The 13,100-nt window shown below is 42.2% G+C and carries 10 protein-coding genes and 1 tRNA gene; 8 read left to right on the forward strand and 3 right to left on the reverse strand.

Translation table 11 applies throughout. The features are described 5' to 3' along the window. Both FTU58_RS12515 and FTU58_RS12520 read left to right on the forward strand, forming a co-directional pair. Nucleotides 1–1,974: a MacB family efflux pump subunit gene (locus FTU58_RS12515; protein ID WP_180062516.1), complete on the forward strand. Its 1,974-nt coding sequence runs from the start codon at nucleotides 1–3 to the stop codon at nucleotides 1,972–1,974. Nucleotides 1,975–1,996: 22 nt separating this feature from the next. Beyond that, entirely contained in the window at nucleotides 1,997–3,433 is a 1,437-nt protein-coding gene (locus tag FTU58_RS12520; protein ID WP_180062521.1) for an efflux transporter outer membrane subunit, read from the forward strand. A 96-nt stretch (nucleotides 3,434–3,529) separates the two neighbouring features. Here FTU58_RS12520 and FTU58_RS12525 read toward each other — a convergent pair whose 3' ends face one another. Next, nucleotides 3,530–4,798: a sensor histidine kinase KdpD gene (locus FTU58_RS12525; protein WP_180062517.1), complete on the reverse strand. Its 1,269-nt coding sequence runs from the start codon at nucleotides 4,796–4,798 to the stop codon at nucleotides 3,530–3,532. Nucleotides 4,799–5,613: 815 nt separating this feature from the next. On the opposite strand from FTU58_RS12525, the gene FTU58_RS12530 reads away from it, so the two are divergent. Next, a complete protein-coding gene (locus FTU58_RS12530) occupies nucleotides 5,614–7,848 on the forward strand; it encodes an NADP-dependent isocitrate dehydrogenase (protein WP_167846287.1) in 2,235 nt (744 codons plus the stop codon). Between the two features lie 191 nt (nucleotides 7,849–8,039). Beyond that, nucleotides 8,040–8,342 carry an HNH endonuclease gene (locus tag FTU58_RS12535; protein WP_180062518.1) on the forward strand — a complete coding sequence of 101 codons (303 nt, stop codon included), beginning with the start codon at nucleotides 8,040–8,042 and terminating at the stop codon, nucleotides 8,340–8,342. 270 nt (nucleotides 8,343–8,612) lie between these two features. Here the strand turns inward: FTU58_RS12535 and FTU58_RS12540 are convergent. Further along, nucleotides 8,613–8,699 (reverse strand) — tRNA-Leu (locus tag FTU58_RS12540). Nucleotides 8,700–8,876: 177 nt separating this feature from the next. Here FTU58_RS12540 and queA point away from each other — a divergent pair. From queA to FTU58_RS12555, 3 genes are read left to right on the forward strand one after another with little or no spacing between them, the layout of a single operon-like run. Next, nucleotides 8,877–9,914, forward strand: coding sequence for a tRNA preQ1(34) S-adenosylmethionine ribosyltransferase-isomerase QueA (gene queA / locus FTU58_RS12545; RefSeq protein ID WP_180062519.1), 1,038 nt, complete (start codon nucleotides 8,877–8,879; stop codon nucleotides 9,912–9,914). A 25-nt stretch (nucleotides 9,915–9,939) separates the two neighbouring features. Next, nucleotides 9,940–10,968: a hypothetical protein gene (locus FTU58_RS12550; protein WP_179988694.1), complete on the forward strand. Its 1,029-nt coding sequence runs from the start codon at nucleotides 9,940–9,942 to the stop codon at nucleotides 10,966–10,968. A 22-nt stretch (nucleotides 10,969–10,990) separates the two neighbouring features. Further along, entirely contained in the window at nucleotides 10,991–11,557 is a 567-nt protein-coding gene (locus FTU58_RS12555) for a LemA family protein (RefSeq protein WP_163141230.1), read from the forward strand. Between the two features lie 80 nt (nucleotides 11,558–11,637). Here FTU58_RS12555 and FTU58_RS12560 read toward each other — a convergent pair whose 3' ends face one another. Beyond that, a complete protein-coding gene (locus tag FTU58_RS12560; protein ID WP_167846296.1) occupies nucleotides 11,638–12,588 on the reverse strand; it encodes a sensor domain-containing diguanylate cyclase in 951 nt (316 codons plus the stop codon). A gap of 176 nt (nucleotides 12,589–12,764) precedes the next feature. Here FTU58_RS12560 and FTU58_RS12565 point away from each other — a divergent pair, with 176 nt between their 5' ends. Then, nucleotides 12,765–13,022: a DUF4303 domain-containing protein gene (locus FTU58_RS12565; protein WP_180062520.1), complete on the forward strand. Its 258-nt coding sequence runs from the start codon at nucleotides 12,765–12,767 to the stop codon at nucleotides 13,020–13,022. Nucleotides 13,023–13,100 lie beyond the last annotated feature (78 nt).

Consider the following 13,100-nt stretch of genomic DNA (forward strand, 5'->3'; position numbering starts at 1 on the left):
ATGAGTCAGTCACAACCTCTGTTAGAGGTCACCAATCTGACCCGTGAATTCCCTGCGGGCGAATCTACAGTGCAGATTCTCAAAGGCATTGATCTGAAGATTTACCCAGGTGAATTGGTTGCAATTGTGGGTCAGTCAGGTTCTGGAAAATCCACCCTCATGAATATTTTGGGCTGTCTGGATCAACCCACCACAGGCAGCTACAAAGTCAAAGGACGTGAAACCCCACAACTTGAAGCCGATGAACTGGCACAGTTGCGTCGTGAATATTTTGGTTTTATTTTCCAACGCTATCATTTATTAGGCGATTTAAGCGCTGCAGGCAACGTCGAAGTGCCTGCAATTTATGCAGGTGCCGATGTTGAAGAACGACAAGCACGCGCGACTGCGCTGCTCAGTGACTTAGGTCTAGCCGATAAAACCCAAAACCGCCCAAGTCAGCTTTCAGGTGGACAACAACAACGTGTATCCATTGCACGTGCCTTGATGAATGGTGGCGATGTGATTCTTGCCGATGAACCCACAGGTGCACTCGACAAGAATAGCGGTATTGAAGTGATGCGGATTTTGCGTGAGCTAAATACCAAAGGTCACACCATCATCTTGGTCACACATGACCATAATGTCGCTAAAAATGCCACACGGATTATTGAAATCAGTGACGGGCTTATTATTTCTGATCAGCCCAACACACCTGCCGATCAAGATGATATTACCCAACAAACCTTGCAACATCCGCCACAAAAAAGAACTTCAGCTTGGCGTTCTGTATTTGATCGTTTAGGTGAAGCCTTCCGCATGGCGCTACTGGCGATGAATGCGCATCGCATGCGCACCTTTTTAACCATGCTCGGGATTATTATCGGGATCGCTTCGGTTGTATCTGTTGTGGCACTGGGCAATGGTTCACAGAAACAAATTTTAGAAAACATCAGCAGTTTAGGCACCAATACCATCACCGTGTTTCAAGGGCGTGGTTTTGGTGATACCTCGCGCTCATCTCAGCTTAAAACCCTAATTCCTGCCGATGCCGATGCTTTGGCAGAACAACCTTATGTGGATGGGGTCAGCCCATCGGTCAATAGCAACGTCACAGTACGTTTTAAAGACACCGAGGCTTCTGCCACAGTCAATGGTGTGAGCGAAGACTTTTTCTATGTGCGCGGCATGAACTTCCAGTCGGGTCAGCCTTTTGACAAACACAGCGTGCTGGAACAAGCGCAAGATGTGGTGATTGATCACAACACCAAAAATACATTTTTTAGTGATGGCAGCAACCCTGTCGGGCAAGTAATTTTATTGGGCAGCGTACCCAGCCGTATTATTGGCGTGGTCGAAGAACAAAAAAGCATGATGGGCAATGCCGACAGCTTAAATGTGTATTTGCCCTACTCTACGGTAATGAGCCGCATGCTTGGCCAAAGCCATGTGCGCAGCATTATTGTACGAGTCAAAGATGAATATCCAAGTGCTGCAGCAGAAAATGCCATCCTAAGTCTGTTGGTACAGCGTCATGGTGCGCAGGATGTATTTACTCAAAATGCCGACAGTATCCGTGAAACCATCCAACAAACTACCGCCACCATGACCTTACTGGTTTCTGCTATTGCAGTGATTTCACTGGTGGTCGGTGGAATTGGCGTAATGAACATCATGTTGGTCTCTGTCACAGAACGCACCCAAGAAATTGGGGTACGCATGGCAGTCGGCGCACGACAAAGCGATATTTTGCAGCAATTTTTAATTGAAGCCATTTTAGTGTGTATTTTAGGCGGTGTACTTGGCGTCTTGCTCGCACTCGGAATTGGGCAATTGATTAATCATGTGGCAGGTGGAACCTTTCAAATGGCGTACTCCACCACCTCGATTGTAGCCGCTTTTGTCTGTTCAAGCCTGATTGGAATTGTGTTCGGTTTTATTCCTGCACGTAATGCTGCCCAACTGAACCCTGTCGATGCGCTATCTAGAGAATAAGGAATTAGAGTAAGGAATGATGATGCGATTTAACCAGAAGTCACGACAATTCAGCCAACTCGTCACTGCGCTTTTTCTTGGCAGCAGCTTAGTGGGTTGTGCAGCCGTAGTCAAAACACCTTATCAGGCACCTGCTGCAAATATTCCTCAACAGTTTGAGCAGCAGCAAAAAAGCCAGCAAGTCCTTGCACAACTAAATACAGACCGTTGGTGGACACTCTTTCACGATGCTGCTTTAAATCAATTGGTTGAACAAGTCTTGGCGCGTAACAGTGACCTCGCGGTTGCAGGACTGAATTTACAACAAGCCAGATTACAAGCAAAACAAAGCCAAAGTCAGCAAGGTGTCCGGATTGGCAATGCAGGTATTTCTACAGGGCATCAATTTAGTTTAGAGGGCAATGGTGATACAGCGCGTGGGATTTCGCTGAATTATCCCGGACTGAGCTATGAATTGGACTTATTCGGTAAACTTGCCAATCAGACTGAAGCTGCACGTTGGGAAGCCTTAGCCACCGAACAAGACTTACAAGCCACCGTACAAAGCCTGATTGCAACCACTGCCAATTTATATTGGCAATTGGGTTATTTAAATGAACGCTATGTTGTCGCACAACAAAACCTTGCCAGTACGCAAAAAACGTATCAATTGGTCAGTGCGCAATATCGCGCGGGTGCAGTTTCAGGATTGGATTTAAACCAAGCCGAACAAGCCCTGCAAAGTCAAAAATCAACCTTGAGCCAAATTGCACAGCAAAAAGTTGAAACACGCACCGCCTTGGCAGTTTTACTGCATCAACCTGTGCAAATGTTGAATATCAATGAACCACAGAGTTTAGCCGCTGTTCGTTTACCGAATATTACTGCTGGCTTACCTGCAGAACTGCTGTCACGTCGTCCCGACTTACGTGCAGCCGAATTACGTTTACGTAAAGCCTTGGCCAATAAAGATGCCAATCGAGCCAGTTATTACCCATCCATCAGTCTTACAGGCACACTCAGTACAGGTGTCGGTACAGGCGCGCATACCTCTTTAAGCGATGCCCTAAAAAACCCAATTGCCACTTTAGGTGCAGGTTTAACCCTGCCATTTTTGCAATGGAATGATATGCAGCGCGATCTAAAAGTGAATGCTTTGGAATATGAAAAAGCCATTGTGCAATATCGACAAACTTTATATAAAGCCTTTGCCGATGTCGAAAATGCACTGTCAGCACGAACCGCGCTGAATCAACAAGTCGCGCTGCAAAGCCGCAATTTAGCACTGGCAGAGAAAACTGAACGCTTAACTGAGGTGCGTTATCGGCATGGTGCGATTGCCTTAAAAAACCTGCTAGATGCACAAGAAACCACCCGCAATGCACGTTTAAGTTTATTGCAGACCAAGCAAAACCAATACAACGCCTATGTGACTTTATTGCAAGCGTTGGGTGGTAGTCCGATTCAAAACATTCAATAATGCAAGAGTTGATCTAAATTGATCACGATAAAAAAAGCCTGTGGATGATTTTAAACATCCACAGGCTTTTGCTTGCTTTGTATATAAACTTTGAAATTAAGTTTTCTCAGATAATAACGCTTCTTTACTTAATACTTGATGGCTACTGGTCGCAATTGGCAAACTGACTTTAAAAGTCGTTCCCACACCTTCTTTCGATTCCACCACAATTTGCCCGTGGTTCAAATCGACAAAACGCTTACACAACACCAAACCTAAACCAATACCCTTTTCACCTGCAGTGCCTTTAAAACTAACAGTAAGTTTAGGCTCGAACAGCGTTTCGAGTTGTTGTGCAGTCATGCCCAAACCCGTATCTTGAATATAAATATCCACACTGGTTTCTGTTTGCTCTGCACGTAAAATGACTTTGCCTGTACCATCGGTAAAGGTAAATTTCAGCGCATTCGACACCAAATTTTGAATCACCGAGGTAATCATATTGATGTCGGCATAAACTTTAATGCCTTCTTCAACTTGATCAATCAGTTCAATATTTTTCTTGATTGCCAAACTTTTCAACACATCGCAAACAATTTTGGTCGATTGCTTTAACTCAAAATTAATTGGGTGATACACAAAGCGTCCACCCTCTGCCATCGCCCAATTCAATAAACTTTCTAGCAAGTTATAGGTCGATTGTGCTGTGTCGAATAAATAGTCGGCAATATTTTGAATACTAGAATCATCCAAAGTTTCGCGCTCTTGCGCTAAAACTTCCGAAAACCCCAATAAGCCATGAAATGGCGCGCGCAAATCATGCGCAATAATTTGGAAAAATTTGGTTTTACTAAAATTCAATGCAGACTGCTGTTCATACAGTTCTTTTAAGCTTGCATAATCAACTTTTAATTCAATATAACGCACCAAACCTGTAGCAAACTCCGCCACTGTCGGCAAAGCACCTAAACTAAACGCTTCTTCACGATGATCAAATAACAACAACTGCCCAATCGACTCGCCATCGGTTTTGAGTAAATCCAGTGCAATTAAACGAGCCGCTTCTATCCCCAAACTTGCAATATGCTGCACAAAATTCGCATATTGAGGATGTTGAGGTTCAATCAGTTGCTGACCTTGAAAGAAAACGTCTAACTGTGCGGTTGGATTGGCATGAAAAGCTTTAAAAACTTGATTGGTGGAATACCAGATATATGGCTCATTTTTAAAAGTCAAAATGGCATGATCGACTTGCAACATTTGACGGGCAAACTTCAAAAAACCATCAATTTGGTTAGTTGGCGTATGTACGCCCAATAATAACGAGAGTGTGCAAGCACTGAGTTGCTCCGTTTCGGGACCAATTTCAAGCAACTGTATTTTCATTTTTGCCTCGTTAATTAAAGTTTGACACGTTATGAATTATTTTCTCTTCAAAATTCGTCCATTGAATTCAGAGTTAACCTACAAACTTTAACACAAAACATAAGCTTTCAAACTAATTTAAAAAACTGCGTAACAACTCGGCATTTCTTCTTTACTACTTGATTTTTTCATCTATGGATTAACAAGGGTTTAGCTCACGCTTGATTATGATTTTTGATGGATCAAACGGTGCTACAAACCCGCTAAAAAATACGCTTATTTTTGTAAAATTTGGACCATAAAAATAGATCTAAACTTTTAAAATATAAATCAGGCTTTTTATCTGTAGATTTCCCTCCGTTTTTGAAGAAAATCTCAACTTCTATACAAGAGTTTACATTGCATCACACTGTAAAAAATAGAAGCAACATATTGATAAACATATAAAATAAATAGAATAAATATATCCACCTATCATTTTCATCGGTTATTTATCAAACATTCGACTTAAGTCGAACCCTCAACTGGTTAATTTATAATAAAATATACATATATTTTTGATGTCATATCTTCATCATACGATTTGATTAGTATTTCAACAGTAAATACTCAAGGCGATTTTTAGGTTTAAATAGGCTCATTTTTACATTAAGCCGTGTCTTGACTCGCACAAATGCGACACATCATTTCGTAGCGAAATGGCGTCATCACTGTAATTACGTTGACTGAAATGCATAGAGAGTCGATACTCTCAAGGTTAAATTAGGCAAATCGGTTCGCAGGGGCTGAGTCATCATCTCGCTCCTAAAAAACTCAATCAAAGCAAGGGGCTATATATGGCTGGTGGAAAGTCAAAAATCATTTACACACTGACCGATGAGGCGCCATTGTTGGCGACCTACTCTCTACTGCCGATCATTGAGACCTTTACTAAGCCTGCTGGCATCGAGATTGTCAAGAGTGATATCTCTGTAGCAGCACGCGTACTCTCTGAATTCTCGGAATACCTAAGCGAAGAACAGAAGGTAGCCGACAACCTCGCAGAGCTTGGACGTCTCACGCAAGATCCAGATACCAATATCATCAAACTTCCAAACATCAGTGCTTCAGTTGCTCAGTTAATTGCATGTATCAAGGAATTACAAGCAAAAGGCTATGCAATTCCTGACTATCCTGAAAATGCGGATACTGAAGAAGAGAAAGCTTTACTCGCTCGTTTTGGTAAATGCTTAGGTTCAGCAGTAAACCCTGTATTACGTGAAGGTAACTCTGACCGTCGTGCACCTGCTGCAGTGAAAAACTATGCAAAAAAACACCCTCACTCTATGGGTGAATGGAAGCAATGGTCACAAACTCACGTTTCACACATGGATGAAGGTGACTTCTACCATGGCGAAAAATCAATGACGCTTGACCGCGCACGTAACGTAAAAATGGAACTCATCACTCATTCTGGTGAAACCATTGTATTGAAAGAAAAAGTAGCGTTACTTGATGGCGAAATCATCGATTCTATGTTCATGAGCAAGAAAGCGCTTTGCGACTTCTATGAAAAAGAATTGGATGATTGTAAAGAAGCAGGCATTTTGTTCTCTTTACACGTAAAAGCGACCATGATGAAAGTTTCACACCCGATTGTATTCGGTCACTGTGTGAAAATTTACTATAAAGAAGCGTTTGAAAAACACGGTAAATTGTTTGAAGAACTTGGCATTAACGTCAACAACGGTATGGCAGGTCTTTATGAAAAGATCGAAACCTTACCAACTTCTTTACGTGAAGAAATCATCGAAGATTTACACGCATGCCAAGAACACCGCCCTGCACTTGCAATGGTGGATTCTGCAAAAGGCATCACCAACTTCCACTCTCCAAACGACGTAATTGTAGATGCTTCTATGCCTGCAATGATTCGTGGTGGCGGTAAAATGTGGGGTGCTGACGGTAAACCTTACGACTGTAAAGCAGTAATGCCTGAATCTACTTTCGCGCGTATTTACCAAGAAATGATCAATTTCTGTAAGTGGAATGGTAACTTCGACCCACGTACGATGGGTACTGTGCCAAACGTAGGTTTGATGGCGCAAAAAGCTGAAGAATACGGCTCACACGACAAGACTTTTGAAGTTCCTGCTGCAGGTGTTGCAAACATCACTGATATTGACACTGGTGAAGTGTTGATGACTCAAAACGTAGAAGAAGGCGACATCTGGCGTATGTGTCAGGTGAAAGATGCACCTATTCGCGACTGGGTTAAACTTGCAGTAACACGTGCACGTAACTCTGGTATGCCAGCAATTTTCTGGTTAGACCCGTACCGTCCACACGAAAACGAAGTGATCAAGAAAGTTCAAAAATACTTAAAAGATCACGACACGACTGGTTTAGATATTCAAATCATGTCACAAGTTCGTGCGATGCGTTATACACTTGAGCGTGTTGCGCGTGGTTTAGACACCATTTCTGTAACAGGTAACATCTTACGTGACTACCTCACTGACTTGTTCCCAATTATGGAGCTTGGTACTTCTGCGAAAATGTTATCTATCGTTCCGTTAATGGCGGGTGGTGGTATGTACGAAACTGGTGCGGGTGGTTCTGCGCCTAAACACGTACAACAACTTGTTGAAGAAAACCACTTACGTTGGGATTCATTAGGTGAGTTCCTTGCGCTTGCTGCTTCTTTAGAAGAAATGGGTATTAAAGAAGATAATACTCGTGCGAAATTACTTGCATCAACTCTTGATCAAGCGACCAGCAAATTACTTGATAACGACAAGTCTCCATCACGTCGTACTGGCGAACTGGACAACCGTGGCAGCCACTTCTACTTGGCAAAATTCTGGGCAGAAGCACTTGCTGCTCAAGATGAAGATGCTGAGTTGAAAGCGAAGTTTGCACCACTTGCACAAGCTTTAGCTGCAAACGAAGACAAAATTGTTGCTGAACTTGCGGAAGTACAAGGTAAATCGGTTGATATCGGTGGTTACTACGCAGTAGATCAAGCTAAAGTGAATGCAGTAATGCGTCCAAGCGCAACATTCAATGCTGCTCTTGATGCAGCTCAATAAGATGATGCAAAACTAACCTAAGTTAGTGATGTAAAAAACCAGCGCTTCGGCGCTGGTTTTTTTACACCCTCATTTATATAGTGTTATGACAACTATTTCATTTTATGCTTAGATCTAAATTTTATGAATGTGAGTTATCAAAGGTTAGGATTTTTCATTCAACTAGAGCCATAAAATAAGGAAAACCTAAAATGGCAAATTCGTGGGGAATACCAAAGCACATAGAAGATGCGGTCTTGGAGCGAGACCTGTGCTGTGTATATTGCGGCAAAAAGTTTGGCACTGAAAGAGCTAATAAGAAGTCTTGGGAACACATTATCAACGATATAAGAATTACAACCTTATCCAATATTGCATTGTGCTGTATTGGCTGCAATGCATCTAAAGGCAATAAAGACTTAGCAACTTGGCTCCATTCTGAGAATGCTCGAAAAAGAGGCGTCACCACTGAGACAATTGCAGATGTCATCAAAGTAGCTTTAGATAGTGAATAAAGCTTTTAAGTACTACAAGCCCTATAAGACACCCGATCAATCACATTTGATTATTGTATTGATCTAATAATTTAAGCTTAGCATCTGATTCCACCATGAGTACCAATGAAAAATCAGGTACTCATTTGGGTACTCATTTTCCAAAGTGACCACCTGAATTGTGGCTAATGGAATCATTAAGACTGGAGCTAAAAAATGGCACAACCCATTAATATACAGACAATAAAAAAGCCCCCAAGTCTTAATATGCTTGAGGGCTTTTCCTTTATATGGTCCCGAGGGTCGGACTCGAACCGACACGTCATCTCTGACAGCGGATTTTGAGTCCGCCGCGTCTACCAATTTCACCACCTCGGGTAGGTGTTGATGGGTATAATAAACTTTTTTGACAGCTTGTCAACGCAAGTTTTTTGCAATTGTTTAAAATTAAATCAGCTGTCATTTTTTTGATTTATAATCGACCAATTTCATCCATAAAACCTAAAAAAGCATATACTAGGCGCAGTTTTCCCAGTGTTCTAACTTGTTTTTATCATGCAGCTTTCTGACTTTAATTTTAATCTCCCCGATGAACTCATTGCTCGTTACCCACTAGCAAGTCGTAGCGCCTCTCGTCTGCTGCATCTTGATGCTCAAGGTCAGTATCATGACCATCAATTTACCGACCTACTGAATTTACTCGAAGCGGGCGATTTACTGGTACTTAACGATACCAAAGTCATGAAAGCGCGTCTTAAAGGTAAACGTGCCACAGGCGGTGCAGTGGAAGTCTTGGTAGAACGTCTGCAAGATCAATTTATTGCCCATTGCCATATTAAAGCCAGCAACTCACCAAAAGCAGGTGCAGAACTGTTTATTGGGCCTGATGCTGTAAAAGTGACCGTACAAGGTCGCCATGAAAACTTATTTATTGTCGAGTTTTCGCAGCCTATTTTAGACGTATTGGATGCCTACGGTCAGTTGCCGATTCCACCCTACTTTAACCGCGAAGCAGAAGCGATTGATACCGAGCGTTATCAAACCGTATTTAACGACCCAACAAAACTCGCTAGTATTGCCGCACCCACTGCCAGCTTGCACTTTGATGAAGCCTTACTGCAACAGCTAGCAGATAAAGGCATTCAAAAAACCTTTGTGACCTTGCATGTGGGCGCAGGCACATTCCTGCCTGTACGTACCGATGATATTGCCAATCACATCATGCACAGTGAATGGTGTGAAGTTTCTGAAGCTGCCGTAGCGCTGATTCGTGAAACCAAAGCACGAGGTAATAAAGTTATTTCAGTGGGTACAACTGCTACCCGTGCCGTGGAAAGTGCAGCTCAAGCCCATGCAGGCGAACTTGCGGCTTGGTCGGGTGATACGCAAATTTTTATCTACCCAGGTTATCAATTTAAAGTGGTGGATCGTTTGATTACCAATTTCCACTTGCCTGAATCCACCTTATTAATGTTGGTATCTGCGCTTTCAAGCCGTGAAAATGTCATGCGGGCGTATCAACATGCTGTGGCGGAACGCTATCGTTTCTTTAGCTATGGCGATGCCATGCTGATTGATCAAGCTCAGACTTAATTTTCAAACTGTAAAAGAAACCGCCATGCCGCTCGATTCCGTGCAACACTCCATTCATATTCGACGCAAGAAGAATCAACGGGTATTTCGTAATATCGCGCGGTTATGGGATATTGGAAAAAAAGCACAAAGCCATCAAGATATTTTAGATGGCTTACACCCTTGGCAAGATGACATCACCCTCAAGTTTGAAAATGTTTTGCCTGTCCTGCTTGGCATTATAGGTGTGTTGTTCTGTTTATTGCTCTTGATTCAACCGAGTAATATTTGGCTGCAATTCTGCTTGCTGATTGGGTTAGGCTGTATCTTCTGGGCATTTATTACCTATGAACAAGACGACCCCATTGAAGAAGTCATCACTTTTTTAGAACAAGAAAGCATTGCACAGCGCTATCAACTGGCATGGCAGCAACCACCGCAACATCTTGCCCGAACCCTACAACCCGTTTATTTGATTGCTCATTTAAAAAGTCTGTTTCCCTTGTTTAATTTAGGGAATCTGTCCAATGAAATTCGCCGTTACGCCAGTACTGTTTGGCAAGATCAACAAGGCAAGCAACATCAGGTTTTGGTCTTTGAATATCGCTATGTCAGTGAAACCCGCATTAAAGATCAAAATGGCAATGACTATAAAGTGCGTGAAGTGGTGCGGCATTTATCGGGCGTATTTGTCTTTGATGTGCAGCTACAAGGTTTAGCCGTTACCTCAAACAATAAAACCTTTGGTGCGCCTTATCATGTGCCGTGGCATACCAGTGACATTCGCCTGAATCAAAAACTCAACTTTTTTGGCAGTGATGCAATTCAACTGGCGCGTACGCTCAGCCCTGCAATGGTGTTAAAACTGGATGATTTTTTTCAGCATCAGCAAGGTGATTTGTTATTTCACCCTGAGCGGAACACGCTCTGTTTTTTAGGTAATCGCAACTTGTTTGAAATTTCCAGTAAAGCAAAAAATATTCAAGATATTTCCGCATTGCGTGGACACTTACGCACTTTTAAATTACCTTATTTAGAACAATTACAGACAGATTTGATTGATTTTCTGGACTAAGAAAATCGTCTTGGGGCAAAACATGGGTATCGCAATTTTTCTTTTGGTTGTCATCGTCTTGGTGATGCTGGGCATCATGATTCGTAACAACATCGTACGCCACCACAACGCCACCATCCGCGCTTGGGCAGATGTGACCAGTTTTGAACGACAGAAGTTAAAAACGCTTGAAGAACTTGCGCCAGTGGTCGAACAATATGCAGGTATGGAAAAAGGCACTTTAGAAAAAGTGACTGAACTGCGCCAAAATATTATGAACCTAAACATCAACAATGCCGATGTCAGCCAATTACAACGTGTTGAAGCCTTGAGCAAAGAATTGATGCGCAGCTTGAATGTGGTGGTCGAAAATTATCCTGAACTCAAAGCCGACCAATTGTATTTAAAAATGATGCATGAAATTGATGAGCAGAACGAAAATGTCGGTGCTGCGATTACTATTTATAACCGCAATGTCGAGTTGTTTAATAACTATATTCAGGTCTTTCCCAACAACATGATCAACACTGCAACCACAGCGAAAAAACCTGTGCGCGCCTTTCGGGACAACAGTGCAGCACAAAGTTTTGATTATCGTCCAAACTTTTAAGCCATTTAATTCTAAGCCGCTCCTTTGAAATTATTTATAAAAACAGCAAGCACGAAGCTTGCTGTTTTTTCAGATTTCGACTAAACACAAGACTGTGTCAGATACTGCACCTGATTACGTCCTTTGTTTTTTGCCAAATACAACAATTCATCGGCTGAATGCAGAAAATCGACCACATTGTGATACTGCTGATTTTGGTGATAGCTATTTACACCAATACTCACAGTAACTTGGGTCGTCTCCCCTGTCTTGGTATGTGGAATTTCCAGCGCATATACTGCCTGTCTAAAGTTTTCAGCAAGTTGTACAGCATCTGCCAATGGTGTTTCAGGCAACAGCACCACAAACTCTTCGCCACCAAAGCGAGCCACAAAGTCAGATGCACGCGCAAAGTGTTGTTTAAGCAACTGCGCCACACTAATCAAACAATGATCACCCTGTAAATGTCCATAATTGTCGTTATAAGGCTTGAAATGGTCGATGTCGATAAACAAGAGAGACAATGCATGTTGATGACGCACAGCACGTTTAAATTCGTTTTCTATACGCTCACTGAGCGCCTTTCGATTGGCAACCAAGGTCAGCGGGTCTTGTAAGCTCAAAGCCAGATTTTTGCGACTCAACGCTTCGAGTTCCAACTCCATTTGTTTACGCGCAGAAATATCAAACATAAACCCAATAATCGCCACAGTTTCGTTATTTTCACGAATCACATGCACCACATCACGAATCCAGACATAATCTCCTGTAGCGGTTAAGGCACGATAATCCGCTTCGTGGTCTGTGCCTTGATCGGACAGACTCACACACATATTCACGGTCTTGTCCCGATCTTCAGGATGCATCCGATCAATCCAATCTTGTGCAGTTTTCCAGCTGTCTTGCGTCCAACCCAGTAAAGACTCAATTTGTGGGCCAATATAGCTAAAAGCTTTGGTTTTCCAGTTAATCTGCCACGGAATTGCATTCGTGGTTTCCAAAAGTGTTTTATAGAATTGGTCTTCTTTTAGTGCACTGTTTAATTCACTCATAGCCCACCTCTATGAATTGATTTTAATTACAATTTAACAACTTAAGTGAGCTTTGACTACAATTTGTTTTGTCTTATTGACATTTTTCTCAGCTTTGACACAATCATGAGGTTGAGCAAAATATAAACAACAATTGCTCAAAACATAAATCCCAAAATAAAAAGTAAGCCGATAAAATGTTAGAACATATTCAGAACCTGAAAAACACCCTCATTCAAGAGTTTTTCCAACTCTATGAGCAATATGAACAAGACCAAATTTATGCCTGTGTACTGGTCTTTAATGAATATCTTGGGGTCGATTATTTAGCTGTTTCAAGCCAACGCAGCCTGTTTAATGAACAGGAAGATGAAGCACAATATTTATCTGAAGTAAATAAATGGAATTTGACATACTCCCACCACTTTCGTTTTCACTCAAGTGGGGGATTCTAAAAGCAAAGCTCTTAGGCGACTTCCTCACGGATTTCGCTTGCTTTCTGCTTCTTAGGGCGACCTTTACCGCATCCACCC

The sequence above is a fragment of the Acinetobacter sp. YH12120 genome, from assembly GCF_013418795.1.
Classification (GTDB): Bacteria; Pseudomonadota; Gammaproteobacteria; order Pseudomonadales; family Moraxellaceae; genus Acinetobacter; species Acinetobacter towneri.